This window comes from Xanthomonas sp. CFBP 8443, assembly GCF_025666195.1.
GTDB lineage: Bacteria > Pseudomonadota > Gammaproteobacteria > Xanthomonadales > Xanthomonadaceae > Xanthomonas_A.
Window position 1 is genome coordinate 2,353,647 of the sequence record NZ_CP102592.1, and the last position, 25,612, is coordinate 2,379,258.

The window sequence follows — 25,612 nt, forward strand, 5'->3', positions numbered from 1 at the left end:
GATGAACCGAGTGACCGCGCGCTGCGCCCTGCTGTTGATCCTGACCCTCCCCGCGCTCGCGCAGGCCTCCAGCTTCGCCGGCAGTTCCGCCGGTTCGGCCTCGGCCGGCTCTGCCGGCAGTTCCGCGTCTTCGGACAGCAGCTCCGGCGACGACAAGCTGGTGCTGCAGGCGCGCGACGACGCGGCCGGCTTCGTCGCCAGCGCCGGCCGCATCCGCGGCGCGCAGCTGGAAGCGGCGCTGCGCGTGCTGCGCGAGCGCAACCCGCAGGCGCAGCAGGCCAGCGACCTGCAACTGGCGCAGGCCATCCTGGCGCTGTGAGACCGCGCCGGCCGCGGCGCCGGCTGGCGTGGCTGGCGCTGCTGTGGCTGGCCTGCGCAGTGCCCGCGCAGGCCTTGCAGTTGCAGGTGGATGCGAGTGGCCTGAGCGCGCCCGAGCGCGCGGCCAGCCAGGCGCTGCTCGATGCGGTGCTGCCGAAGCTGCCGCCGGCCTGGGTGGCGGCGATCGATGCGCCGCTGGCGCTGCAATGGCGTGACGACCTGCCGGCGCAGGTGCATGGCAGGGCGCAGGCGCGGCGACTGCTGTTGAACAAGGCACTGCTGCGCGCATGGATGGCGCGTCCTGTTGCAGGTGGCGATGACGGTGCCGGCGCGGCGACGCGGCCGGCGATCGCCGCGCTGCTGCACGAACTGGCGCATTTCTACGACCGCTCCGCGGCGGGCCGGCTGTCGTCGGATCCGCGCCTGCTGGATCTGGCCGGCTGGCAGGTCAGCCCGATGCGGCTGGGCCTGCGCTTGGGAGACAACGCCTTCAGCGAGCGCAGCCCGGACCGGTACGAACTGGCGTCTCCGGCGGAATTCGTCGCGGTCAACCTGGAACATTTCCTGCTGGATCCGGACTACGCGTGCCGGCGCCCGGCGCTGGCGCGGTATTTCGCGCAGCGCCTGGACTGGTCGCCGCCGGCGTCGGCCTGCGCCCCTGGTCTGGTCTATCTGCAGGATCCGCTGGCCGACGAGGCGGCGCTGCTGCAGCTGGATCCGGCGCGGGTCTACGCCGTGGACTACCTGCTGGCCGAAGGCAATGCGCAGCCGATGAGCCATTGGGGCCACAGCATGCTGCGGCTGGTGATCTGCGCGCCGGGGCGCACGCCCGGTCCCGATTGCCGCCTGGACCTGGCGTATCACAAGGTGCTGTCGTTCCGCGCCTTCGTCGACGATGTGCAGATCTCCAGCGTGCGCGGCCTGGTCGGCTCGTATCCGTCGCGGCTGTTCGTGCTGCCGCTGCGCCAGGTGGTGGACGAATACACCCAGGTGCAGCTGCGCGGGCTGCAGTCGATTCCGCTGCGGCTGGCGCCGGACGAGATCGCCGCGTTGCTGGAACGCGCCGCGCAGCTGCACTGGAGCTACGACGGCCGTTACTACTTCCTCAGCAACAACTGCGCGGTGGAGATCTACAAGCTGCTGCACGACGGCGTGCCGCGGCTGGCCGGCGCGCGCCTGGCCGGGATCAGCCCGACCGGCCTGCTGCGGCGCCTGGCCCGCGCCGGCATCGCCGACACTCGGGTGCTGGACGATGCCGACGCCGCGGCGCGCCAGGGCTACTACTTCGTACCGGCGAGCGCGCACTACGCGGCGATGTTCGCGGTCGCACGCGCGCAACTGGCGTTGCCGGCGCGCACCGCGCACGCCTGGCTGGACCTGCCGGCGGCGCAGCGCGCACCGTGGCTGCAGCGCGGCGACCTGCGCGCCAGCGCCGCATTGCTGCTGCTGGAGAATGCCGCGCGCCGGCGCCAGGAGCAGCGCGGGCGCGATGTGTTGAAGCGACGCTATCTGGCAGGAGCGCGCATGCCTGAGGCGCACGCTGGCGGTGCTGGCATCGATGCTGGTGTCGATGGCGGTGCCGATGCCGGTGCTGGTGCTGGTGCTGGTGCTGATGCAGGTGCAGGTGCAGGTGCAGGTGCCGGTATTGCCGCCACTGCCGGTGCCGCCGCTCCGGTCACTGACGCGTCCGCTGCCGACGAGAGCCAGAAGGCGGCCGCAGCCGTCCGCGCGGTGCTGGCGCAGCAAGGCCTGTTGAGCCAACCGTCGACGCTGCTGCAGGGTCAGCCCGGCTATGGCCTGCCGCAGGCGCAGGAGCGCGACTGGCTGCAGCGCCAGGGGCAGGCGCGGATCGACGCGTTGCACAGCGAGGGCGCCGCGTTGCAGGCGCGGCTGCACGCCTTGCTGCCGCCACCGCTGCGCGCGGAACTGCAGCAGATCGATGCGAACCTGGCCGCGCTGGGCATGCGTCTGCGCGAACTCAATCGCGACGGCGGCGGGTTGCAGCTGGTGTCGCCGTCGGTGTTGCAGCCTGCGGCGGAGAAATGACGGCTCCGTTCGTCGCGACTGAAGTCGCTCCCACAAAGAGCTTGCGGCGGGCTGGCTGGGTGCACGGATAGGAATGGCTTTAGCCCCGACCGAATCCGAGACCGGCAGGTGTGCCGCTCCGTTCGTCGCGGCTGAAGCCGCTCCTACCAAGGCTTGCAGCGAACCGACTGGGTGCACTGTAGGAGGGGCTTCAGTCCCGACCGAATCCAAGGGCGGTAGGTGTGCCGCTTCGTTCGTCGCGGCTGAAGCCGCTCCTACCAAGGCTTGCGGCGAGCTGGCTGGGTGCACTGTAGGAGGGGCTTCAGCCCCGACCGAATCCATGGGCGGTAGGAGTGCTGCTCCGTTCGTCGCGGCTGAAGCCGCTCCTGCCAAGGCTTGCGGCGAGCTGGCTGGGTGCACTGTAGGAGGGGCTTCAGCCCCGACCGAATCCGTGGGCGGTAGGTGTGCCGCTTCGTTCGTCGCGACTGCAGTCGCGCCTACAAGAACTTTTTGCGAGCTGATCGATGCGGTGTAGGAGGGCTCAATGCCAGCCCTCCCTTTCCGAAGCCGGCCGCCGCCGCTACGGCAGGTCGAGGCCGGCGTCCTCGCCGTAGCGGTTCAGCCATGCGGTGCGCGCCGGGTCCTGGCGGTACTGCGCGCGCAGCTTGGTCCAGGCCGCTTCGTTGCCGTCGCAGTACTTCGCGATCGCCCGTTCCAGTTCGCGGCGGCGCGCCGCGTCGTAGGGCTCTTCGCCGGCGAAGTGGTTGCAGACGTCCTGGCGCGCGACGAACGCGCGCACGTCCTGCGGCATGGCGCAGAAGCCGGCGTGGTGCTCGGGATCCACGTCCGCGGGAATGGCGCAGGCGGCCTTGGCCGCCGGCGCGCCCGCCGGTGCGGCCGCGTCGGCGCCGGACATCAGGCCCGGCAGCGTCAGCAGCGCCACCAGGGCGAGCTCGCGGGGTGTTCGCATGCGCTCAGTCCGCACGCCCGGCGAACTCGCCGGTGGTGGTGTTGACCAGCACGCGCTCGCCGTTGCCGATGTACTCCGGCACCATGATCTCCAGCCCGGTATTGAGCTTGGCCGGCTTCGGCCGCTTGGTCGCGGTGCCGCCCTTCAGCTCCGGCGGGGTCTCCACCACTTCCAGGGTCACGCTCTGCGGCAGCTGCACCGCCACCGGCTGGTCGTCGATGACCTGCACGTAGATGCCGGTCAGGCCCTCGGTGATGTAGCCGGCGTCGTCGCCGATCACGTCGGCGTCGAGCGTGTACGGGGTGTAGTCCTCGTCGTCCAGGAACACGAACGCGTCGCCGTCCTTATACGAGAAGGTGGCCTGGTGGCGGGTCAGTTCGACCTCGCGCAGGTCGTCGTCGCCGTCGAAGCTGGCGTCGAGCTTGTTGCCGCCCGGCACGCTGTACATCACGAAGCGGAAGCGCACGTTGCCGCCGCGGCCCTGCGGCGAGCTGCGTTCGATGTCGCGGATCTGATAGACGCCGTTGTTGTACTCGACGACGTTGCCTTTCTTGATTTCGTTGGCTTTCATGGGTTTGGAGCCGGGATTGGGGATTGGAGATTCGGGATTGGTAAAGAGCAGGGCGGGGGGCGAAGGGGGCGGGGCGCTTTACGAATCCCCAATCCCGAATCACGAATCCCGGTTACTTGGGCGCCAAGCGTACCGCGCCGTCGAGACGAATGACCTCGCCGTTGAGATAGCGGTTGCGCAGCAGGAACATCACCGTGTCGGCGAATTCCTCCGGGCGGCCGAGTCGCGGCGGGAACGGGATCGACGCGGCCAGCGACTGCTGCACCACCTCGGGCATGCCGTCCACCATCGGGGTCCAGAAGATGCCAGGGGCGACGGTGTTGACGCGGATGCCGAAGCGCGCCAGTTCGCGTGCCATCGGCAGGGTCATCGCCACCACGCCGCCCTTGGATGCGGCATAGGCGGCCTGGCCGATCTGGCCTTCGTAGGCGGCGACGCTGGCGGTGTTGACGATCGCGCCGCGCTCGCCGTCCTCGCCCGGCGCGTTGTGCTGCATCAGGTCGGCGGCGGCCTTGGCGACGTTGAAGCTGCCGACCAGGTTGACCATCACCGTGCCCTGGAACGTGGCCAGCGCCATCGGCGCTTCCTTGCCGAGCACTCGGCCGGCGCCGAGGATGCCGGCGCAGTTGATCGCGGCGTTGAGCCCGCCGAGGAAGTCGCGCGCGGCGCCGAGCTGCGACGCGACCTGCGCCTCGTCGCTGACGTCGGTGCGGAAATAGCGCGCCTGCGCTGCGCCGAGCGCGGCGACCGCGGCCGCGCCCTTGTCGTCGTTGAGGTCGAACAGCGCGACCTTGCCGCCGTCGGCGACGATGCGTTGCGCGACCGCCAGGCCGAGTCCGGAAACGCCGCCGGTGACCACCGCGCGGATATCGGCAAGCTGCATTGGGTGTTCCCTCCCAGGAAAGGGCGCATTTTAGCTGACGCGCCTGAAGGCGGGCGACCGGGACCGGGGACCAGGGACCCGAAGAAGGTTTCTCGGGAAGGCCTCGTTGTTACCAGCGCTGTTGGCACGGTCGAGCGGAGCAAGCGTGCTGCTCGGTTCGGCGTTGGCGACCGCGCGAACCGGCTGGATCGCCTCGCTGTGCATGCACGGCAAATGGCGGGGGTACAGGAAGAGCGCGCGAAGAAGGGCGCTGCTGATGCGGCGCGCCCGCGGCGCCGATGGCTTGCGGTTACGCCGCCGCCAGCGCCTGGCCGACCTTGCTGCCGTTCGGCCGGCCGAGTTTCTGCGCCAGCCAGCGCCCGGTCGCGGCCAGCGCATCCAGGTCGATGCCGGTGTCCACGCCGCTGCCGTGCAGCAGGTAGACCACGTCCTCGCTGGCCACGTTGCCGCTGGCGCCCTTGGCGTAGGGGCAGCCGCCGGCGCCGGACACCGCCGCATCGACCACGCGCACGCCTTCTTCCAGGCACGCGGCGATGTTGGCCAGGGCCTGGCCATAGGTGTCGTGGAAATGCACCGCCAGCGCCGCCATCGGCAGCTCGGCGGCGACCGCGCGCAGCATCGCCCGCGCCTTGGTCGGGGTGCCGACGCCGATGGTGTCGCCCAGCGAGATCTCGTAGCAGCCCATCGCGTGCAGTTGCCGCGCCACCCGCACCACGTCGGTCAGCGGCACCGCGCCCTGGTAGGGGCAGCCGAGCACGGTGGAGACGTAGCCGCGCACCTTGACCCCGTCGGCCGCGGCGCGCGCCAGCACCGGGGCGAAGCGCGCCAGCGATTCGTCGATGCCGGCATTGGTGTTGGTGCGGTTGAAGGTCTCCGAGGCGGCGGTGAACACCGCGACCTCGCGCACGCCGACCGCCGCGGCGCGCTCGTAGCCCTGCAGGTTCGGCACCAGCACCGGATAGTCCACGCCCGGCGCCGGCACGATGCCGGCATAGACCTCGGCCGCGTCGGCCAGCTGCGGCACCCACTTCGGGCTGACGAAGCTGGTCGCCTCGATGCTGCGCAGGCCGGTACGCGACAGCTGCGCGATCAGTTCGATCTTGTCGGCGGTGGCGACCCAGGCCTTCTCGTTCTGCAGGCCGTCGCGCGGCCCGACTTCCACCAGGCGGACGAAGTCGTTCATCGGCTATGACGGTGGCGCGGCGCGCACGCCGATGCCGGCTGGGCATGGCGCGCGAGGCAGGGCGGAAGCGGCGAATCGGCGGTCACGGGCGATCCTTGGAGCGAATGGCTGGGCGCCGTTGCGTGAACGGCGCAGGCTGGGCGAAGTACGGTGGCCACCGGGCGAGGCCTCAGGCGCCCGCCGGCCGGTGGCAGACGGCCTCGATGTTGTGCCCGTCCGGATCCAGCAGGAAGGCGCCGTAGTAATTGGGGTGGTAATGCGGCCGCAGCCCGGGCGCGCCATTGTCGCGACCGCCGGCGGCCAGCCCGGCGCGATGGAACGCATCCACCTGGGCGCGGTCGCCGGCGACGAAGGCCAGATGCAGCGCGCCGACGGCGCTGGTGGCGCCATCGGTCAGCCAGACGCTGGGTTTGCCGTCGCGGCCGAAGCCGATGTGGCGGCGGTCGCCGGTCTGCTCTGCGCTCACCTCCATCACGATGTCCAGCCCGAGCGCGGCCAGCGCGGCGCGATAGAAAGCCAGGCTGCGCTCCAACTCGACGCAGCGCAGGCCGATGTGGTCGAGCGGGCTCACCAGAATCCCACCCAGTTCGGGTCGCGCTTGTCCAGGAACGCGCTGAGTCCTTCCTGGCCTTCGGCCGAGACCCGCAGCCGCGCGATCAGCGCGGCGTTGTCGCGGTCCAGCGTGGCGCTGTCGCCGCCCGCGGCGACCCGGCGCACCAGCGCCTTGGCGCCGGCGGCGGCGAGCGGGCCGGCCTGGCCGAGCAGTTCCACCTGGCGCTGCACCGCCGCGTCCAGCGCGGCCGGCGCCACCGTCTGGTGCACTAGGCCGATCTGGGTGGCGGTGGCCGCGTCGAACGCCTCGGCGCTGGCGAACCAGCGCCGCGCCTGGCGCGCGCCGATCGCGGCGATCACGTAGGGCGAGATCACCGCCGGCAACAGGCCCAGGCGGCTCTCGCTGAGCGCGAAGCGGGCGTCGGTGGCGGCCACGGCGATGTCGCAGCAGGCCACCAGCCCGACCGCGCCGCCGAAGGTCGCACCATGCACCCGCGCCACGGTCGGCTTGGGCAGCTCGTCGAGGGTGCGCATCAGCTGCGCCAGCGCCAGCGCGTCGGCCAGGTTCTCGGCCTCGCTGGCATTGGCCATCGAGCGCATCCATTGCAGGTCGGCACCGGCCGAGAACGCGGGCCCGGCGCCGGCCAGCACCACCACCTTGACCTTCGGATCGGTGCCGGCCTGCTGCAGCGCTGCGGTCAGCTGCGCGATCAGCGCGGCGTCGAACGCATTGCGGACCTCGGGTCGGTTCAGCCGCAACGTCAGGACCTTGCCCGAGCGTTCCAGCAGCAGTGCATCGCTCATCGGCGAGTCTCGTACGAAGGGGTAACGGCAGCCATACGGACATGATAGCGGGCCGCGCCGGCGGCGCCATGACGCGATGCGGCGGTGCTACAATTGATAACCATTCTTATCGCCGGAACGTTCAGTGACGTTGTCCGATATGCCCTTGCGCAGCACCGCCCTCGTCGAAACCGTGCACGACCGCCAGCCCAACGACGCCATCGCGCGGCGCCTGCGCGAGCTGGGCTTCGTCGCCGGCGAGCAGGTGCAGGTGCTGGCGAGTGGCCCCGTCGGCGGCGAACCGTTGCTGGTGCAGGTCGGCTATACGCGCTTCGCCCTGCGCCGCAGCGAGGCGGCGCGGGTGCAGGTCCGCGCCGAGGCGCAGCCATGAGCGCGAACGCGGTGCCGCTGCGGCTGGCGCTGGTCGGCAATCCGAACTGCGGCAAGACCGCGCTGTTCAACCAGCTCACCGGCAGCAAGCAGAAGGTGGCCAACTACGCCGGGGTCACCGTCGAGCGCAAGGAAGGCCGCTTCCGCGCCCCGTCCGGGCGCGAGTTCGCGGTGCTCGACCTGCCCGGCGCCTACAGCCTGCAGCCGGCCAGCCTGGACGAGGCGATCACCCGCGACCTGTGCCGCGGCTTCTATCCGGGCGAGCCGGCGCCGGACGTGCTGGTGTGCGTGGTCGATGCCACCAATCTGCGCCTGCACCTGCGCTTCGCGCTGGAGCTGCGCGAGCTGGGCAAGCCGATGCTGGTGGCGCTGAACATGGTCGATGCCGCGCAGCGCCGCGGCATCCGCATCGACCGCCAGGCGCTGGAAGACGCGCTCGGCGTGCCGGTGATCGAAACCGTGGCGGTGCGCCGCAACGGCGCCAGGGCGCTGGTCGAGCGGCTCGACGCGCTGGCCCCGGCGCTGCCGCCGGCGGTGGCGCCGGCCGAAGGGCAGGGCGACTACCACCAGCAGGTGCGGCGCATCCTCGCCGCGGCGGTATCGATGCCGACCCGCACCTCGCGCATCGACGACGCGCTGGACCGCTGGCTGCTGCACCCGGTCGCCGGGCTGCTGACCCTGGCGGTGGTGATGTTCCTGATCTTCCAGGCAGTGTATGCCTGGGCCGCGCCATTGATGGAGCTGATCGACGGCGGCAGCAAGGCGCTCGGCGCCTGGGTCGGCAGCACCTTGCCGGCGGGGCCGCTCAACAGCCTGCTGGTCGACGGCATCATCGCCGGCCTCGGCGGGGTGGTGATCTTCCTGCCGCAGATCCTGATCCTGTTCGCCTTCATCCTGGCGCTGGAGGAATCGGGCTACCTGCCGCGCGCGGCGTTCCTGCTCGACCGCATGATGGCCGCCGCCGGGCTGTCCGGGCGCTCGTTCATCCCGCTGCTGTCCAGCTTCGCCTGCGCGGTGCCCGGGATCATGTCCACGCGCAGCATCCAGGACCCGCGCGACCGCCTGGCCACGATCCTGGTCGCGCCGCTGATGACCTGCTCGGCACGGCTGCCGGTGTACGCGCTGCTGATCGGCGCGTTCATCCCGCAGAAGCAGGTCTGGGGGGTGTTCAACCAGCAGGGGCTGGTGCTGTTCGGGCTGTATTTCGCCGCGATCGCCAGTGCGCTGGCGGTGTCGTGGACGATGAAGAAATGGCGCCGCGACAAGGGCGAGCATCCGCTGCTGCTGGAACTGCCCTCGTACCGCGTGCCGCACCTGCGCGACCTGGCGCTGGGCCTGTGGGAGCGCGCGGCGATCTTCCTCAAGCGCGTCGGCGGCATCATCCTGGCGCTGACCATCCTGCTGTGGTTCCTGCTGTCGTTCCCGGCGGCGCCGGCCAACGCCACGCTGCCGGCGATCGACTACAGCTTCGCCGGCCGCATCGGCCACGCGATGACCACGGTGTTCGCGCCGCTGGGCTTCAACTGGCAGATCTGCATCGCGCTGATCCCCGGCCTGGCCGCGCGCGAAGTGGCAGTGGCGTCGCTGGCCACGGTGTACGCGCTGTCGGAAGTCGACGACGATGCCGCCGCGCAGGCGCTGTCGCCGCTGATCCACAATGGCTGGTCGCTGGCCACGGCGCTGTCGCTGCTGGTCTGGTACATCTACGCGCCGATGTGCATCTCCACGCTGGCCACGATCAAGCGCGAGACCAACTCGTGGAAGCAGATGAGCTTCGCCGCGTTCTACCTGTTCGCGCTGGCTTACCTGGCCTCGCTGGTCACCTATCAGATCGCGGTGGCGCTGGGAGCCGGCTGAGCCATGTCCACGTCCATGTCGCTGCTGCTGCAGTACGTCGTGATCGCGCTGGCGGTGCTGCTCAGCGCGTGGGTGGTGCTGAAGAAGCAGTTTCCCGGCACCGCGCGCAAACTGCGCAGCGCCATCGCCTTGCGCCTGCTCAAGCCAAACCGCGCGTCCTGGTTGCAGGCGCTGGGCCGCAAGATCGCGCCTGCGGCCAGCGGCGGCGCCGGTGCGTGCGGCGGCTGCGACAGTTGCGGTCCGGCACCGCCGCGGCGGCATTGAGCCACATGACGGCATTGGACGCTGTATTCCCGGGCATCGAGCTGCAGGCGCTGGCGCCAGCGCAGCGCGATGCCCTGAATCAGGCCGCCGCGGACTTTCGCGTGGTGGCGGCCGGTGGGGTCCCGCGCTACGCGTTGATCGACGCCGAGGCGCCGGTGCCGGCCGATGGCGGCACCTGCTATTACCAGGGCCAGGGCTATCGGCTGACCGTGCTGCGCGGCCTGTGCACGCTCGGGGCGCAGACGACGGTCGTCTACGGGCCGATCCTGCAGCTGGACGAGACCCTGTTCGCGCCACCGTTGCCGCCGGTGTCGGACGTGCGGCTGTATGCGCACGACGCGTTGCGGCGACTGCAGCAGGCCGCGCGCCAGGCGTGAGCGGCGGCGTCCGGCCGCCGTGCCCGCAATGCGGGTGACGGCATGCGGCTGGCTGCGGGCGCGCCGTGCCTGCCGATGAAGGATGCCGCGCATGCGTGCGAGGATGCCTGGGCGCCTGGCAGGCTCGCTGATGCGCGTGGTGTTCGTCGGACCTGTGCGTTTCAGATCGCGCCCGGCGTCGCGGCGCATGCGCACCGGCACGCCCGCGATTATCCTATGCCGATGACGACCTCCTTCCAGCTTTCCCGCCGTGCGCAGGCGCTGACCAGTTCGGCGATCCGCGAAATCCTCAAGGTCACCGAACGCCCGGAGGTGATCTCCTTCGCCGGCGGGTTGCCGTCGCCGGACACGTTTCCGATCGCGCGCATGCAGTACGCCTGCGACAAGGTCCTGCGCGAGGCGCCGCAGGCGGCGCTGCAGTACGGCCCGACCGAAGGCTATCTGCCGCTGCGCGAATGGGTGGCGGCGCGCCTGAGCCGCGACGGCGCCAGCATCCGCCCCAGCCAGGTGCTGATCACCACTGGCTCGCAGCAGGGCCTGGACCTGCTCGGCAAGGTGTTCATCGACGAAAGCAGCAAGGTGCTGGTGGAGACGCCGAGCTACCTGGGGGCGCTGCAGGCCTTCTCGCTGTTCCAGCCGGCCTTCGCGGCGATGGCGTCGGACGACGACGGGCTGGTGGTGGATGCGCTGGACGACGCGCAGCTGGCCGGCGCGCGCTTCATGTATTGCCTGCCGAACTTCCAGAATCCGACCGGGCGGCGCCTGCCGCTGCACCGGCGCCAGGCGCTGGTCGCGCGCGCCGCCGCCGCCGGCGTGCCGATCGTCGAGGACGATCCGTATGGCGAGCTGTGCTACAGCGGCGACACGCTGCCCAGCCTGCTGTCGATGCATCCAGACGGCGTCATCTACATGGGCTCGTTTTCCAAGGTGCTGGCGCCGGGCCTGCGCCTGGGCTTCGTGATCGCGCCCGAAGCGGTGCACGCCAAGCTGGTGCAGGCCAAGCAGGCGGCGGACCTGCATACGCCCTCGTTCAGCCAGCGCATCGTCTACGAGGCGGTGCAGGACGGCTTCCTGGATGCGCACATTCCCGGCATCCGCAGCCTGTACGCGAGCCGTTGCCAGCAGATGCTGACGGCGCTGGGGAAGTACTTCCCGTCGCAGGTGCGCTGGAACCGTCCGGCCGGCGGCATGTTCATCTGGGTCGAACTGCCCGTGGGCATGGACGGTGGCGCGCTGCTGGCCAAGGCGATCGAACGCAACGTCGCCTTCGTGCCGGGCGCGCCGTTCTATGCGGTCGAGCCGCAACGCAACACCTTGCGCCTGTCGTTCGTGACCGTGCCGGAAGAGCGGATCGATGCCGGCGTGCGCATCCTCGGCGAACTGCTGCAGGCCGAGGTCGCCGCGCACCGCGGCGCTGCGGCCTGATGCGGCATCCCGGCGCACGCGCATGACCGCAGCTGCGGCCCTGGACCTGGGCGTGGAGGCGGTGCTGGTCGGCCGTGCGCAGGACTTCACCCGGCCCGGCAGCCGCAGCGCCATCGCCAAGCAGCCGTTGCCGGGACGGCTGCAGATCGGTGTGGAAGGCCTGGAACTGGACGAACAGGGCGACCGCCGCGTGCACGGCGGCCCGGACAAGGCGCTGCACCATTATCCGCGCGACCACTACACGGCCTGGCGCCAGGAACTGGGCGGGCACGCCCTGCTGGACGCGCCCGGCGCGTTCGGCGAGAACCTCAGCACGCACGGCGCCACCGAGGCCGACCTGTGCCTGGGCGACAGGCTGCGGCTGGGCACGGCGCTGGTCGAGGTCTCGCAGTCGCGGCAGCCGTGCTGGAAGCTGTCGGACCGCTTCGGCGTGCCCACGCTGGCGCGGCGCGTGCAGGAAAGCGGCCGCACCGGCTGGTACTACCGCGTGCTGCAGCCGGGCGAGGTCGCCGCCGGCGACCGCCTGACCCTGCTGGAGCGGCCGTATCCGGCCTGGTCGCTGGCTCGGTTGATCCAGCTGCTGTATCGGCGCGAGGTGGATCCGGCGCAACTGGAACAGGTGCTGGCCCTGCCGCTGGTGCCGAACTGGCGCCTGCTGTTCGAACGGCGCCTGGCCCAGCGCGAGGTCGAATGCTGGAACAAGCGCCTGCTGGGACAACCGGCGGCCGAGTAGGGCGCGCCCTTTCTGCAGCGCAGGTAGCCAACTGATCGAAAGTCCTTGTGGGAGCGACTTCAGTCGCGACGAGCGCAGCGATGGGCCTGCCGGCTTCGGATGGCCGTCGGGACTGAAGTCCCTCCAACAGTGCACCCAGCGAGCCGGCCGCAAGCCCCTGTAGGAGCGGCTTCAGCCGCGACGAACGAAGCGGCAGATCTGCCGGTTGCGAATGGAGCCGGGCTGAAGCCCTCTTACAGTGGACCGACCTGCAGTGGAACGGCACGCCGGCCGCAGATCCCTGTGGGAGCGACTTCAGTCGCGACGAGCGAAGCAGTGGCCGTCCGGCTTCGCATGCCATCAACGCTCAAGCGGTTTCCGCCGGCCGATCAAAACCACACCGCAACACCCCTGTCGCCCATCGCGACAAACCGCTAGCCTTGTGCCGATGACGACTTCCCCCGTGCGTGTGTTGATTCATGGTGCGTCCGGCCGCATGGGCCAGGCGCTGTTGCGGCTGGCTGCGCAGGAGCCTGCGTTGCAGGTGGCGGCGGCGGTGATCCGGCGTGCGCCGGCGCAGCGGGTGGTCGACGGGGTGCCGTACTTCGCCGCGGCCGAACTGAACGCAGCGCCGGCGTTCGACGTGGCGATCGATTTCAGCCTGCCGCAGGGCTTCGACCCGGTGCTGGCGCTGTGCGTGGCGCGCGGTGCGGCGCTGGTGTCCGGCACCACCGGGCTGGACGACACGCAGCGCCAGGCATTGACCGACGCGGCGGCGCGCATCCCGCTGATCTGGGCGTCGAACTTCAGTCTCGGTGTGGCGGTGCTGAACGATCTGGTGGAACGCGCCGCCGCGGCGCTGCCGGGCTGGGACTGCGACATCGTCGAATCGCACCACGTGCACAAGCAGGACGCGCCGTCCGGCACCGCGCTGACCCTGGGCGAGGCGGCCGCGCACGGCGGCGCGCAGCCGCGCTACGCCAGCCTGCGCGCCGGCGACATCGTCGGCGAGCACCTGGTGCAGTTCGCCGGGCTAGGCGAGCGGGTGGAGCTGGTGCACCGCGCCAGCAACCGCGACATCTTCGCCCGCGGCGCGCTGCACGCCGCCGCGCGCCTGCCGGGCCGCGCGCCCGGGGCCTACCGGCTGCGCGATCTGCTCGGCTGAACGGCGCTTTCACATAAACGTCTGGCGCGGACAGGTCCGCGCCGGTACAATTCTCGCTCGCCTGTTACCCATCGCCACGGACCCGGAGAAGCGCCGAGTTCGCGGTTTCTTGCAGCCGCAAGTTGGTGGGGCAGGGTTCCTCTCTCCCCAAGGCGAACCCCGTGACTCAACCCGCAATCCTTGTCCTTGAAGACGGCACCGTGTTCGAGGGCGAATCCGTAGGCGCCACTGGCCTGTCCGTCGGCGAAGTGGTGTTCAACACCGCGATGACCGGCTATCAGGAGATCGTGACCGATCCGTCCTACGCCCGCCAGCTGGTCACCCTGACCTATCCGCACATCGGCAACACCGGTTGCACCGACCAGGACGATGAGGCCGCCCAGGTCTGGTCGGCCGGCCTGATCGTGCGCGACGTGCCGCGCCGCCCCAGCAGCTGGCGCAGCCAGGTGTCGCTGCCGGACTGGCTGATCCAGCGCGGCGTGGTCGCCATCGCCGGCATCGATACCCGCAAGCTGACCCGCATCCTGCGCGAGAAGGGATCGCAGAATGGCGCAGTGATGGCCGGCGAAGTGAACGTGGACACGGCGCTGGAAGCGGCGCGCAAGTTCCCGGGCCTGAAGGGCATGGACCTGGCCAAGGTGGTGTCCACCGACAAGGCCTACCCGTGGCGCGACGGCCAACTCGACCTGGACAGCAACGCGTTCGCCCAGGCGGCGCCGAAGTACAAGGTTGTCGCCTACGACTACGGGGTGAAGCTCAACATCCTGCGCATGCTCGCCGAGCGCGGCTGCGAGGTCACCGTGGTGCCGGCGCAGACGCCCGCCGCCGAGGTGCTGGCGATGAACCCGGACGGCGTGTTCCTGTCCAACGGCCCCGGCGATCCGGCGCCGTGCGACTACGCGATCGCCGCGATCAAGCAGTTCGTGGACAGGAAGATCCCGACCTTCGGCATCTGCCTGGGCCACCAGCTGCTGGCGCTGGCCGCCGGCGCGCAGACGCTGAAGATGGGCCACGGCCACCACGGCGCCAACCATCCGGTGCAGGACCTGGACAGCGGCCGGGTGATGATCACCTCGCAGAACCACGGTTTCGCGGTCGACGAAGCGTCGCTGCCGGCCAATGTGCGGGTGACCCACCGCTCGCTGTTCGACGGCACCAACCAGGGCATCGAACTGACCGACGCGCCGGCCTTCAGCTTCCAGGGCCACCCGGAAGCCTCGCCGGGCCCGCGCGACGTGGCGCCGTTGTTCGATCGCTTCACTGCGTTGATGCGGGACCGGGGACCGGGGACCGGGGACCGGGAGGCGAGGGCTTGAGCCCTTCGCATTTCAGAGAACTCGACGTATGGCGACTGTCCATCGAGCTTGCCAAGGCGGTCTACATATTGACCGCGGATTTCCCGAAAGAAGAGCGTTATGGACTCACTTCGCAGCTGCAACGCGCTGCCGTCTCGGTGCCATCCAACATCGCCGAGGGCAATGCGCGCGCATCGACGCGTGACTACGCCCGCTTCGTCTCGATGGCACGCGGTTCGATCGCAGAGCTACAGACGCAGCTGACGTTGGCCGCCGAACTCTCGCTGGCCGATGCGCAGGCGGTGGATATCGTCATGGATATCGCCGAGCGGGTCGGCAAAATGCTGCACAAATTGCACTATTCACTTAATCAACGGCTGGAAACCGGGTCCCTGGTCCCCGGTCCCCGGTCCCGGAGCTGACATGCCCAAGCGCACCGATCTAAAAACCATCCTCATCATCGGCGCCGGCCCGATCGTCATCGGCCAGGCCTGCGAGTTCGACTACTCCGGCGCGCAGGCGTGCAAGGCGCTGCGCGACGAGGGCTACCGCGTGGTGCTGGTCAACAGCAACCCGGCCACGATCATGACCGACCCGAACATGGCCGACGCCGTGTACATCGAGCCGATCAACTGGCAGACGGTCGAGAAGATCATCGCCAAGGAAAAGCCCGACGCGCTGCTGCCGACCATGGGCGGGCAGACCGCGCTGAACTGCGCGCTGGACCTGGCCGATCACGGCGTGCTGGAAAAGTACGGCGTGGAGCTGATCGGCGCCAAGCGCGAGGCGATCATGATGGCCGAGGACCGCGAGCTGTTCCGCGTGGCGATGGGCGAGATCGGCCTGGAGTGCCCGAAGGCGGCAGTCGCGCACACCCTCGAGGAAGCGCTGGAGATCCAGACCCGGGTCGGCTACCCGACCATCATCCGCCCCAGCTTCACCCTCGGCGGCAGCGGCGGCGGCATCGCCTACAACCGCGAGGAGCTGATCGAGATCGTCGGCCGCGGCCTGGAGCTGTCGCCGACCAGCGAAGTGCTGGTCGAAGAGTCGGTGCTGGGCTGGAAGGAGTTCGAGATGGAAGTGGTCCGCGACACCGCGGACAACTGCATCATCGTCTGCTCGATCGAGAACCTGGACCCGATGGGCGTGCACACCGGCGACTCGATCACCGTGGCGCCGGCGCAGACCCTGACCGACAAGGAATACCAGCGCCTGCGCGACGCCTCGATCGCGGTGCTGCGCAAGATCGGCGTGGACACCGGCGGCTCCAACGTGCAGTTCGGCATCAACGCGCAGACCGGCCGCGTGGTCGTCATCGAGATGAACCCGCGCGTGTCGCGCTCCTCGGCGCTGGCCTCCAAGGCCACCGGCTTCCCGATCGCCAAGGTCGCGGCCAAGCTGGCGGTCGGCTACACCCTGGACGAACTGAAGAACGAGATCACCGGCGGCCTGACCCCGGCCTCGTTCGAGCCATCGATCGACTACGTGGTGACCAAGATCCCGCGCTTTGCGTTCGAGAAGTTCCCGCAGGCCGATGCGCGCCTGACCACGCAGATGAAGTCGGTGGGCGAGGTGATGGCGATGGGCCGCACCTTCTCCGAATCGCTGCAGAAGGCGCTGCGCGGCCTGGAAACCGGCAAGATCGGGCTCGACCCGACCGGCCTGGACCTGGGCAGCGAGGACGACATGGCCGCACTCAAGCGCGAGCTGAAGGCGCCCGGTCCGGAGCGCCTGTTCTACGTCGCCGACGCGTTCCGTGCCGGCATGAGCGTGGAGCAGGTGCATGCGCTGTCGTTCATCGATCCGTGGTTCCTGGACCAGATCGAGGACCTGGTCGCGCAGGAGAAGCAGCTGGCCGCCGACGGCCTGGGCTCGCTGGACGCCGCGCGGCTGCGCAAGCTCAAGCGCGCCGGCTTCTCCGACGCGCGCCTGGCCGAGCTGTGCGGCACCAACGAGGCCGCGCTGCGCGCGCTGCGCCGCGCGCACAAGGTGCGCCCGGTGTACAAGCGGGTGGACTCGTGCGCGGCCGAATTCGCCACCGACACCGCCTACCTGTATTCGACCTACGAGGACGAGTGCGAGGCCAAGCCGAGCAACCGCGACAAGATCATGATCCTCGGCGGCGGCCCCAACCGCATCGGCCAGGGCATCGAGTTCGACTACTGCTGCGTGCACGCGGCGCTGGCGCTGCGCGAGGATGGCTATGAAACCATCATGGTCAACTGCAATCCGGAGACCGTGTCCACCGACTACGACACCTCCGATCGCCTGTACTTCGAGCCGCTGACCCTGGAAGACGTGCTGGAGATCGTCGAACTGGAGCAGCCCAAGGGCGTGATCGTGCAGTACGGCGGGCAGACCCCGCTGAAGCTGGCGCGCGCGCTGGAGGCCAACGGCGTGCCGGTGATCGGCACCAGCCCGGACTCGATCGACCTGGCCGAGGACCGCGAGCGCTTCCAGCAACTGGTCGACAAGCTCGGCCTGAAGCAGCCGCCGAACCGCATCGCGCGCAACGCCGAGGAAGCGCTGGTGCTGGCGCGCGAGATCGGCTATCCGCTGGTGGTGCGCCCGAGCTACGTGCTCGGCGGCCGCGCGATGGAGATCGTCTACGGCGAATCGGACCTGGCGCGCTACGTGCGCGACGCGGTCAAGGTCTCCAACGATTCGCCGGTGCTGCTCGACCGCTTCCTCGACAACGCGGTGGAAGTGGACGTGGACATCATCGCGGACAAGGACGGCCACGTGCTGATCGGCGGGGTGATGGAGCACATCGAGGAAGCCGGCGTGCATTCGGGCGATTCCTCGTGCTCGCTGCCGCCGTATTCGCTGTCGGCCAAGACCCAGGCCGAACTGCGCCGCCAGGTGGTGATGCTGGCCAAGGGCCTGAACGTGGTTGGGCTGATGAACACCCAGTTCGCGGTGCAGGTGGACGAGGCCGGCGACGACATAGTGTTCCTGCTGGAAGTGAACCCGCGCGCCTCGCGCACGGTGCCGTTCGTGTCCAAGGCCACCGGCATGGCGCTGGCCAAGATCGCCGCGCGCTGCATGGCCGGCAAGACCCTGGCCGAGCAGGGCGCGCTGAAGGAGATCGTGCCCGACTACTACTCGGTGAAGGAGGCGATCTTCCCGTTCGCCAAGTTCCAGGGCGTGGACCCGATCCTCGGCCCGGAGATGCGCTCCACCGGCGAGGTGATGGGCGTGGGCCGCAGCTTCGGCGCCGCGTTCGCGCGCGCGCAGGAAGCCGGCGGGATCAAGGCGCCGCCGCTGGGTAAGGCGTTCCTGTCGGTGCGCGACCCGGACAAGCAGCGCGTGCTGCCGGTGGCGCAGGCGCTGGTCGAGCGCGGCTACACCCTGGTGGCGACCAGCGGCACCTGCGCGTGGCTGCGCCAGCACGGCCTGCAGTGCGACCAGATCAACAAGGTCGCCGAGGGCCGCCCGCACATCGTCGACCTGATCAAGAACGGCGAAATCGTGTATATCGTCAACACCACCGAGGGCCGTGCGGCGATCTCCGATTCGTTCTCGATCCGGCGCGAAGCCCTGCAGCAGCGCGTCACCTATTCGACCACCGTCGCCGGCGCGCGTGCGCTGGTGCATTCATTGGAATTCCGCGGCACCGGCCCGGTCTGGGCGCTGCAGGAACTGCACAAGGAGCTGGAAGCGTGAGAGCCCCGATCACCATGCAAGGCGCGCTGCGTTTGCGCGAGGAACTGGACCAGTTGAAGTCGGTCAAGCGGCCGCAGGTCATCGCCGCGATCGCCGAGGCGCGCGCGCACGGCGACCTGAAGGAAAACGCCGAATACCACGCCGCGCGCGAGCAGCAGAGCTTCATCGAAGGCCGCATCAAGCAGCTGGAGAGCGAGCTGTCGCACGCCGAGATCATCGACGTCAGCAAGCTGGCGGTCGGCAGCAAGGTGGTGTTCGGCGCGACCGTGACCCTGGCCGACGTGGAAAACGACGAAGAGAAGCGCTACCAGCTGGTCGGCGATCTGGAAGCGGACATCAAGCTGGGGCTGATCGCGATCTCCTCGCCGCTGGCGCGCGCGCTGATCGGCAAGCTGGAAGGCGACAGCGTCAGTATCGATGCCCCGGCCGGGCGCCGCGAGTACGAGATCGTCAGCGTCGAATACGTCGGCTGACGCCGTGGCCGTCGCCACCTTGCTGTTGCCGGAGCGGGCGCGCCTGGCCGGATCGGGCCTGACCGGCGAGGTGGCGCGCGCGTTCGGCCGTGCCCAGCGCGAGCGCCTGGACGCCGGTTCGGAGGCGCAGTTGCGCCGCCATTTCGTGCTGCCGCCCGGGCAATGGCCGGTGGCCGCGCTGACCCGGCAGCTGGATGCCGGCGACGCCGGCGACGCGGTGTGGCTGCGCGCCGATCCGGCCTACGTGGTGCCGGACATGCAGGGCGCGCGGTTGATGGCGCATGGCGACATGCTCGCGATCGATGCCATCGACCTGGCCGCGCTGCTGCCGGCGCTGCAGGAGACGTTCGCCGAGGCCGGCCTGGCGCTGGACGCCGCCGAAGCCACCCGCTGGTATCTGCGGCTGGAGCCGGGCAGCGCGCTGCCCGATTTCGCCGCGCCGGCGCAGGTGCTCGGCGCGGATCTGTTCGACCATCTGCCGCAGGGCGAGGGTGCGCGCCGCTGGCGTGCGCTGCTGACCGAAGCGCAGATCGTGCTGCACCAGCATCCGTGGAACCGCGAACGCGCTGCGCGCGGCCAGCCCGCGATCAACTCGCTGTGGTTCTGGGGCGGCGGCGCGTTGCCGGCCTCGGTGAGCACCGCGCACGCGCAGGTGCGCAGCCGCGAGCCGCTGCTGCGCGCGCTGGCCCAGGCCGCCGGGATCGACGCCGAGCAAACGCCGCGCGTCGATGCGCTGGTCGACCTGCGCCAGCTGCGCGCGCCCGAGCAGTTCGTCGGCGAGGTGATGCAGCCGCTGCTCGAGGCGCTGCGCCTGGGCGAACTGCAGCAACTGCTGCTGGATTTCGAGGATGGGGTGCGTTTCCGGATCGAGCGCGAACAGCGTTGGCGCTTCTGGCGGCGGCCGCTGGCGCGCCTGGACGCATGAGCCCGCTGCTGCGCATCACCCGGCGGCCGGCCGCCGAGGGCGGGCCGTGGACGGAGGCCGTGCTGCCGCTGCTGCGCCGCATCTACACCGCGCGCGGCGCGCACGACGCCGCGCTGGCGCAGCCGAAACTGGCGCAGTTGCTGCCGCCGGACGCGCTGAGCGGCATCGGCGCGGCGGTGGCGCTGCTGGCCGACGCGATCGCTGCGGGCAAGCGCATCCTGGTGGTCGGCGACTTCGACTGCGATGGCGCCACCGCCTGCGCGGTGGCGGTGCGCGGGCTGCGCCTGCTCGGCGCCGCGCAGGTGCTGCATGCGGTGCCGAACCGCATGGTGCACGGCTACGGCCTGTCGCCGGCGCTGGTCGCCGAACTGGCGCCGCTGCAGCCCGACCTGCTGGTCACCGTCGACCACGGCATCGCCTGCCATGCCGGCGTCGCCGCGGCCAAGGCGCTGGGCTGGCAGGTGCTGGTCACCGATCACCACCTGCCGGGCAGCCTGTTGCCGCCGGCCGACGCGATCGTCGATCCGAACCTGGCCGGCGACGCGTTCCCGAGCAAGATGCTGGCCGGCGTCGGGGTGATCTTCTACGTGTTGCTGGCCTTGCGCCGGCACCTGCGCGAGCGCGGCGCGTTCGCGGCGCAGGTGCCGGACCTGACCGTGCTGCTGGACCTGGTCGCGGTCGGCACCGTCGCCGACCTGGTGCCGTTGGACGCCAACAACCGCGCGCTGGTGTCGGCCGGGCTGCGCCGCCTGCAGCGCGGCGACGGCTGCGTCGGCCTGCGCGCCTTGATCGAGGCCAGCGGCCGCGATCCGGCGCGGCTCAGCGCCAGCGACATCGGCTTCGCGCTGGCGCCGCGGCTCAACGCGGCCGGCCGGCTCGAGGACATGGCGCTGGGCATCGAACTGCTGCTGTGCGACGACCCGCGGCAGGCGCGCGAGATTGCCGCCACGCTGGAACAGATCAACGGCGAGCGCCGCGCCGTGCAGCAGCAGATGACCGACGAGGCCGAGGCCACCGTGGCGCAGGCCTTGCTGGCCGCGCCGGATGCGCCGCCGGTGGCGGTGTGCCTGTTCGATGCACAATGGCATCCGGGCGTGATCGGCCTGGTCGCTTCGAAGATGAAGGACCGGCTGCATCGCCCGGTGATCGCCTTCGCCCCGGCCGAGCCGGGCAGCGACCAGTTGCGCGGCTCGGCCCGCTCGATTCCCGGCTTCCATATCCGCGACGCGATGGCGGCGGTGGAGGCGCGCCGGCCAGGCTTGATGGAAAAATTCGGCGGCCATGCGATGGCCGCGGGATTGAGTCTGCGCCAGGACGCGCTGGCCGAGTTCGAACAACTGTTCCGCGACCATGCGCTGGCCAGCCTGGACGCGACGCTGCTGCAGGCCGAACTGCTCAGCGACGGCGCGCTGGATGCGCACGAGCTGGACCATCGCCATGCCGAGGCCTTGCGCCTGGCCGGGCCGTGGGGGCAGGGCTTCCCCGAGCCGCTGTTCGACGGCGAGTTCGAGGTCGTGCAGTGGCGCGTGCTGAAGGAGCGCCACCTCAAGTTCAGCCTGCGCTGCGCCGGCCGCAACGAGCCGCTGAACGCGATCCACTTCAACGGCTGGCGCGGCGACGAACCCGGCCGCCGCGTGCACATCGCCTACCGTTTGGTCGCCGACGACTATCGCGGCGGCGAAGCGGTACAGCTGATGGTGGAGCACTGCCGGAGCCTGTCGGACTGATCCAGCGTCCTTAGCCCCTCTCCCTCTGGGAGAGGGGTTGGGGAGAGGGTACGGCGCGAAGCGACTCGCTGTGTTTGGCCGCACGAGGCTGCGCCCGCACCCTCATCCGCCCCTGCGGGGCACCTTCTCCCGACGGGAGAAGGGACCGTCTAGCCCCTCTCCCCTCGGGAGAGGGGTTGGGGAGAGGGTACGGCGCGAAGCGACTCGCTGTGTTTGGGCGCACGAGGCTGCGCCCGTACCCTCATCCGCCCCTTCGGGGCACCTTCTCCCGATGGGAGAAGGGAACAGCCGAGCGCGCATAGCCCCTCTCCCCTCGGGAGAGGGGTTGGGGTGAGGGTACGGCGCGAAAGCGACTCGCTGTGTTTGGGTGCACGAGGCTGCGCCCGTACCCTCATCCGCCCCTGGGGGGCACCTTCTCCCGGTGGGAGAAGGGAACAGCCGAGCGTGCATAGCCCCTCTCCCCTCGGGAGAGGGGTTGGGGTGAGGGTACGGCGCGAAAGCGGCTCGCTGAGTTGGGTGCACGAGGCTGCGCCCGTACCCTCATCCGGCCCTGCGGGCCACCTTCTCCCGGTGGGAGAAGGGAACAGCCGAGCGTGCATAGCCCCTCTCCCCTCGGGAGAGGGGTTGGGGTGAGAGTACGGCGCGAAGCGACTCGCTGTGTTTGGGCGCACGAGGCTGCGCCCGTACCCTCATCCGCCCCTTCGGGGCACCTTCTCCCGATGGGAGAAGGGAACAGCCGAGCGCGCATAGCCCCTCTCCCCTCGGGAGAGGGGTTGGGGTGAGGGTACGGCGCGAAAGCGGCTCGCTGAGTTGGGTGCACGAGGCTGCGCCCGTACCCTCATCCGCTCCTTCGGGGCACCTTCCCCCGAAAGGGGGGCCATGGTCCCGATGGGAGAAGGGAACGGCCGCTAGCCGCTCTCCCCTCAAAGACGGCTGGGTAAAGATAGGATCAGCCGCATCGATGCAAGGCTCAGAGACCCAAGCACACCGCGCGAAGATTCTGGCTAACCCCACAGCGCCGCACCGGACGTTCAAGCTATACCGTCCCATCAAGGAGTGATCCATGCCGTACGTCGCGCGCAAAGGCCTGTGCTTGCTGTTGTTCTCGGTGTTGTTGGCCATCGCCGCACCGGCCTGGGCGCAAACCGCGCCAACGCAGCACCTTCTCGCCCCGCTACTGAAGACCGACCGAGGCGAGCGCCCGGTCGAACTGCGCTCGGCGACGGTGAGCGCGCATGCGGCGGCCGGCCTGGCCGAGACCACGGTGGAACTGGTGTTCTTCAATCCCAACGCGCGCGTGCTGGAAGGGCAACTGGCGTTCCCGCTGCGCGACGGGCAGCAGATCAGCGGTTTCGCGCTGGACATCGACGGACAGATGCGCGATGCGGTGCCGGTGCCCAAGGCGCGCGGACGCCAGGTGTTCGAGGCGATCGAACGGCGCGGCGTGGACCCCGGCCTGGTCGAGCAGACCGCGGGCAATCAGTTCCAACTGCGGCTGTATCCGATCCCCGCGCACGGCAGCCGCCGCGTGCGCCTGGTCTATCGCGAATCGCTGGCACGCACTGCGGCGGGCTGGCAGTGGCGCCTGCCGCTGGGCTATGCGGCCAGCGCGCAGTCGCTGCGCTTGCAGCTGAGCACGCAGGCAGCAGCGGTCGATGCCGCGGCGCTGCCGGCCGGCCTGCGCCTGCTGCCGACGCCCGGCGGCTATGCGGCGGCGTGGTCCGGAACGCCAACCCAACTGCCGAAGGAACTGGTGCTGTCGTTGCGCGCGAGCAACGATCCGCGCGTGGCGGTCGGCAGCCATGACGGCCAGCGCTATTTCCAGGCGCTGGTGCCGATCGCCGATGTGCATGGCGCGCGCCCGCTGCCGCAGCGCATCGGCCTGCTGTGGGACGCGTCCGGTTCGGCGCGGCAGCGCGACATCCCCGCCGAGCTGGCCTTGCTGCAGCGCTATTTCGCCGCGGTCGGCAACGCGCAGGTGGATCTGGTCGTGCTGCGCGACCGTGCCGAGGCGCCACGCCGCTTCCAGGTCCGCGACGGCGACTGGAGCGCGTTGCAGGCGACGCTGCAGGGCCTGCAGCCGGACGGCGCCAGCGCGTTGGGCGATTGGCGGCCGGCGGCGGAGGTGCAGGAGTATCTGTTGTTCAGCGATGGCCTCGGCAACTACGGTGCGCAGGCCTTGCCGGCGCTGGCGCCGGGCCAGCGCCTGTACGCGGTCGAGTCGGCCGGCGCCCATGCCGATGCCGCGCGCTTGGCGGCGTCGGCGGAAGCACGCGGCGGCCGCTTGATCGAATTGCATGGCATGCAAGGCGTGCGGCAGGCCAGCGAGCGGCTGCTGCAGCGCGGCGGCGAACTGGTCGCGCTGCAGGGCGAGGGCGTCGCCGACCTGGTCGCCGACTCCCGCCATGCCGACGACGGCTACCTGCGGATCGCCGGTCGCCTGCTTGCCGACACTGCGACGCTGCAACTGGAGATCGCCACCGCCTCCAGCACGCGCCGGCTGCGTCTGCCGTTGCGCGGCGCCAGCGAAGTACCGGGCGATCTGGTGCCGGGCGCCTGGGCGCGGGCCATGCTGCGCAGCCTGGCCGCCGATCCGCTCGGCAACGCCGAGCGCCGCCTGCAACTGGCCAGCCGCTTCGGGCTGGTCAGCGCCGACACCTCGCTGCTGGTGCTGGAGAACGTCGACGACTACGTGCGCTATGCGATCGCGCCGCCGCCGGCGCTGCGCGAGGCGGTCGCACGCGCGCAGGCGCAGCGCCAGCAGGAACAGGGCGAACAGCGCAAGCAACGTATCGACCACGTCGCCGGGGAGTTCGCGCAGCGCATCGCTTGGTGGCAGCGCACGTTCCCGAAGAACGCACCGCCGCAGGCCAAGCCGCAAGGCGAGCAGGGCGATGCCCGCCTGCAGCGGCGCGACGGCGTTTCGCGGCCCGCGCCGGCGATGGCCATGGCGCCGCCGCCGGCACCCGCCGCGCCGATGCAGGTGGCAGAGTCTGCGGCGCTGGAGGCGGTGGCCGTCAGCGGCGCGGTCGCGGCATCGGATGGCGACGCGACGGACGCCTATGCGCGTGTCGGCGCGTCCGCGCCCACCACGATCTCGCTGGCCTTGCAGCCCTGGCAGCCGGACTCGCCGTACGCCCGGCGCCTGCGCGCTGCGGCGCCGGATGCGCTCTATCCGCTGTACCTGAGCGAGCGTGCGGCGCATGCCGACAGCGTGGCGTTCTACCTGGACGTAGCCGACGTGCTGTTCGAACGCGGCCAGCGCGACCTGGCGCTGCGCGTGCTGTCCAACCTGGCCGAGCTGCAGCTGGAGAACCGCCACGTGCTGCGCGTGCTCGGCTACCGGTTGCTGCAGGCGGGCAGGGCGGACCTGGCGGTGCCGGTGTTCGAGCAGGTGCTGCGGCTGGGCGAGGAGGAGCCGCAGAGCTTCCGCGATCTGGGCCTGGCCCAGGCCGCGGCGGGCGACGAGCAGGCCGCGATCGAGCAGCTGTACCAGGTGGTCGCGCGCGATTGGGATCCGCGCTTCGATGGGGTGGCACTGATCGCCTTGAACGAGTTGAACGCGATCGTGGCGCGGGCGCCGCGCCCGCTGCAGACCGGTTTCGTCGACCCGCGCCTGCTGCGCAACCTGCCGCTGGACCTGCGCGTGGTGCTGAACTGGGACAGCGACAACAGCGACATGGACCTGTGGGTGACCGATCCCAACGGCGAGCGTTGCTACTACGCGCACCGTTCGACCTACCAGGGCGGGCAGCTGTCGCAGGACTTGACCGGCGGCTACGGGCCGGAAGAGTTCTCGCTGCGCCGGGCCAAGCCGGGCAAGTACAAGGTGGAGGCGAACTTCTTCGGCGACCGTCAGCCACTGGTCACTGGCGCGACTACCTTGCACCTGCAGCTGAGCACCGGCTGGGGCGGCGCCACGCAGCGCGACCAGCAGGTGACACTGCGGCTGAAGGACAAGAAGGACACGATCCTGGTCGGCGAGTTCGAGGTGCGCTGACAGCGCCGCCGCGCCGGCCATCGCCCGATGGCCGGCGCGTTAAAATGCGGC

General features: G+C 70.4%; 22 protein-coding genes. 16 read left to right on the forward strand and 6 right to left on the reverse strand.

The window, feature by feature from the left end; all coding sequences use genetic code 11:
- The first annotated feature begins 1 nt into the window (after position 1).
- Positions 2–319: a DUF2388 domain-containing protein gene (locus NUG20_RS10075; protein WP_263398178.1), complete on the forward strand. Its 318-nt coding sequence runs from the start codon at positions 2–4 to the stop codon at positions 317–319.
- On the forward strand, positions 316–2,364 hold the full coding sequence (locus NUG20_RS10080; protein WP_263398179.1) for an Lnb N-terminal periplasmic domain-containing protein: 2,049 nt from the start codon (positions 316–318) through the stop codon (positions 2,362–2,364). The genes NUG20_RS10075 and NUG20_RS10080 overlap by 4 nt, the downstream gene beginning before the upstream one ends.
- A 559-nt stretch (positions 2,365–2,923) precedes the next feature.
- On the opposite strand, the gene NUG20_RS10085 is transcribed toward NUG20_RS10080, so the two are convergent.
- From NUG20_RS10085 to NUG20_RS10110, 6 genes are all read right to left on the reverse strand, one after another.
- Entirely contained in the window at positions 2,924–3,313 is a 390-nt protein-coding gene (locus NUG20_RS10085) for a hypothetical protein (RefSeq protein ID WP_263398180.1), read from the reverse strand.
- A 4-nt stretch (positions 3,314–3,317) separates the two neighbouring features.
- Positions 3,318–3,884 (reverse strand): elongation factor P-like protein YeiP, encoded by a 567-nt coding sequence (gene yeiP / locus NUG20_RS10090; RefSeq protein WP_263398181.1) that lies wholly within the window; start codon positions 3,882–3,884, stop codon positions 3,318–3,320.
- Positions 3,885–3,996: 112 nt separating this feature from the next.
- The gene (locus tag NUG20_RS10095; protein WP_263398182.1) at positions 3,997–4,767 is read right to left on the reverse strand and encodes an SDR family oxidoreductase; all 771 of its coding nucleotides are present in this window, start codon (positions 4,765–4,767) and stop codon (positions 3,997–3,999) included.
- A 289-nt stretch (positions 4,768–5,056) separates the two neighbouring features.
- Positions 5,057–5,950, reverse strand: coding sequence for a hydroxymethylglutaryl-CoA lyase (locus NUG20_RS10100; protein WP_263398183.1), 894 nt, complete (start codon positions 5,948–5,950; stop codon positions 5,057–5,059).
- Between the two features lie 169 nt (positions 5,951–6,119).
- On the reverse strand, positions 6,120–6,521 hold the full coding sequence (locus tag NUG20_RS10105; protein WP_263398184.1) for a VOC family protein: 402 nt from the start codon (positions 6,519–6,521) through the stop codon (positions 6,120–6,122).
- On the reverse strand, positions 6,518–7,306 hold the full coding sequence (locus NUG20_RS10110; RefSeq protein WP_263398185.1) for an enoyl-CoA hydratase-related protein: 789 nt from the start codon (positions 7,304–7,306) through the stop codon (positions 6,518–6,520). Before NUG20_RS10110 ends, NUG20_RS10105 begins: the two co-directional genes overlap by 4 nt.
- A gap of 124 nt (positions 7,307–7,430) precedes the next feature.
- Between NUG20_RS10110 and NUG20_RS10115 the strand changes: the two genes are divergently transcribed.
- The 14 genes from NUG20_RS10115 (at position 7,431) to NUG20_RS10180 (ending at position 25,561) form a co-directional block, all read left to right on the forward strand.
- Positions 7,431–7,676 carry a FeoA family protein gene (locus NUG20_RS10115; protein WP_263398186.1) on the forward strand — a complete coding sequence of 82 codons (246 nt, stop codon included), beginning with the start codon at positions 7,431–7,433 and terminating at the stop codon, positions 7,674–7,676.
- On the forward strand, positions 7,673–9,532 hold the full coding sequence (locus NUG20_RS10120; protein ID WP_263398187.1) for a ferrous iron transporter B: 1,860 nt from the start codon (positions 7,673–7,675) through the stop codon (positions 9,530–9,532). Before NUG20_RS10115 ends, NUG20_RS10120 begins: the two co-directional genes overlap by 4 nt.
- 3 nt (positions 9,533–9,535) lie before the next feature.
- On the forward strand, positions 9,536–9,796 hold the full coding sequence (locus NUG20_RS10125) for a DUF6587 family protein (protein ID WP_263398188.1): 261 nt from the start codon (positions 9,536–9,538) through the stop codon (positions 9,794–9,796).
- 5 nt (positions 9,797–9,801) lie between these two features.
- Positions 9,802–10,173, forward strand: coding sequence for a hypothetical protein (locus NUG20_RS10130; RefSeq protein ID WP_263398189.1), 372 nt, complete (start codon positions 9,802–9,804; stop codon positions 10,171–10,173).
- Positions 10,174–10,389: 216 nt separating this feature from the next.
- The gene (locus NUG20_RS10135) at positions 10,390–11,598 is read left to right on the forward strand and encodes an aminotransferase-like domain-containing protein (protein WP_263398190.1); all 1,209 of its coding nucleotides are present in this window, start codon (positions 10,390–10,392) and stop codon (positions 11,596–11,598) included.
- Positions 11,599–11,620: 22 nt separating this feature from the next.
- Positions 11,621–12,331, forward strand: coding sequence for an MOSC domain-containing protein (locus tag NUG20_RS10140; protein ID WP_263398191.1), 711 nt, complete (start codon positions 11,621–11,623; stop codon positions 12,329–12,331).
- 427 nt (positions 12,332–12,758) lie between these two features.
- Entirely contained in the window at positions 12,759–13,475 is a 717-nt protein-coding gene (gene dapB, locus NUG20_RS10145; RefSeq protein WP_263398192.1) for a 4-hydroxy-tetrahydrodipicolinate reductase, read from the forward strand.
- Positions 13,476–13,636: 161 nt separating this feature from the next.
- Positions 13,637–14,791, forward strand: a complete 1,155-nt coding sequence (carA, locus tag NUG20_RS10150) for a glutamine-hydrolyzing carbamoyl-phosphate synthase small subunit (RefSeq protein WP_263398193.1) — start codon at positions 13,637–13,639, stop codon at positions 14,789–14,791.
- Positions 14,788–15,192 (forward strand): four helix bundle protein, encoded by a 405-nt coding sequence (locus NUG20_RS10155; protein ID WP_263398194.1) that lies wholly within the window; start codon positions 14,788–14,790, stop codon positions 15,190–15,192. The genes carA and NUG20_RS10155 overlap by 4 nt, the downstream gene beginning before the upstream one ends.
- 1 nt (position 15,193) lies before the next feature.
- Complete coding sequence (carB, locus tag NUG20_RS10160) at positions 15,194–18,436, forward strand: carbamoyl-phosphate synthase large subunit (RefSeq protein ID WP_263398195.1); 3,243 nt, start codon at positions 15,194–15,196, stop codon at positions 18,434–18,436.
- 8 nt (positions 18,437–18,444) lie between these two features.
- A complete protein-coding gene (gene greA / locus NUG20_RS10165) occupies positions 18,445–18,909 on the forward strand; it encodes a transcription elongation factor GreA (RefSeq protein WP_170867603.1) in 465 nt (154 codons plus the stop codon).
- 4 nt (positions 18,910–18,913) lie between these two features.
- Complete coding sequence (locus NUG20_RS10170) at positions 18,914–19,834, forward strand: phosphoglycerate mutase (protein ID WP_263398196.1); 921 nt, start codon at positions 18,914–18,916, stop codon at positions 19,832–19,834.
- Positions 19,831–21,561, forward strand: a complete 1,731-nt coding sequence (recJ, locus tag NUG20_RS10175; protein WP_263398197.1) for a single-stranded-DNA-specific exonuclease RecJ — start codon at positions 19,831–19,833, stop codon at positions 21,559–21,561. The genes NUG20_RS10170 and recJ overlap by 4 nt, the downstream gene beginning before the upstream one ends.
- 1,063 nt (positions 21,562–22,624) lie before the next feature.
- On the forward strand, positions 22,625–25,561 hold the full coding sequence (locus NUG20_RS10180; protein WP_263398198.1) for a DUF2135 domain-containing protein: 2,937 nt from the start codon (positions 22,625–22,627) through the stop codon (positions 25,559–25,561).
- Positions 25,562–25,612: the final 51 nt, after the last annotated feature.

Bases quoted from the DNA above. Each gene is read 5' to 3' on its own strand.
- NUG20_RS10075 (WP_263398178.1), top strand. From the start codon at position 2: ATGAACCGAGTGACCGCGCGCTGCGCCCTGCTGTTGATCCTGACCCTC.
- NUG20_RS10085 (WP_263398180.1), bottom strand. From the start codon at position 3,313: ATGCGAACACCCCGCGAGCTCGCCCTGGTGGCGCTGCTGACGCTGCCG.
- yeiP (WP_263398181.1), bottom strand. From the start codon at position 3,884: ATGAAAGCCAACGAAATCAAGAAAGGCAACGTCGTCGAGTACAACAAC.
- NUG20_RS10095 (WP_263398182.1), bottom strand. From the start codon at position 4,767: ATGCAGCTTGCCGATATCCGCGCGGTGGTCACCGGCGGCGTTTCCGGA.
- NUG20_RS10100 (WP_263398183.1), bottom strand. From the start codon at position 5,950: ATGAACGACTTCGTCCGCCTGGTGGAAGTCGGGCCGCGCGACGGCCTG.
- NUG20_RS10110 (WP_263398185.1), bottom strand. From the start codon at position 7,306: ATGAGCGATGCACTGCTGCTGGAACGCTCGGGCAAGGTCCTGACGTTG.
- NUG20_RS10120 (WP_263398187.1), top strand. From the start codon at position 7,673: ATGAGCGCGAACGCGGTGCCGCTGCGGCTGGCGCTGGTCGGCAATCCG.
- NUG20_RS10125 (WP_263398188.1), top strand. From the start codon at position 9,536: ATGTCCACGTCCATGTCGCTGCTGCTGCAGTACGTCGTGATCGCGCTG.
- NUG20_RS10130 (WP_263398189.1), top strand. From the start codon at position 9,802: ATGACGGCATTGGACGCTGTATTCCCGGGCATCGAGCTGCAGGCGCTG.
- NUG20_RS10135 (WP_263398190.1), top strand. From the start codon at position 10,390: ATGCCGATGACGACCTCCTTCCAGCTTTCCCGCCGTGCGCAGGCGCTG.
- NUG20_RS10140 (WP_263398191.1), top strand. From the start codon at position 11,621: ATGACCGCAGCTGCGGCCCTGGACCTGGGCGTGGAGGCGGTGCTGGTC.
- dapB (WP_263398192.1), top strand. From the start codon at position 12,759: ATGACGACTTCCCCCGTGCGTGTGTTGATTCATGGTGCGTCCGGCCGC.
- carB (WP_263398195.1), top strand. From the start codon at position 15,194: ATGCCCAAGCGCACCGATCTAAAAACCATCCTCATCATCGGCGCCGGC.
- recJ (WP_263398197.1), top strand. From the start codon at position 19,831: ATGAGCCCGCTGCTGCGCATCACCCGGCGGCCGGCCGCCGAGGGCGGG.
- NUG20_RS10180 (WP_263398198.1), top strand. From the start codon at position 22,625: ATGCCGTACGTCGCGCGCAAAGGCCTGTGCTTGCTGTTGTTCTCGGTG.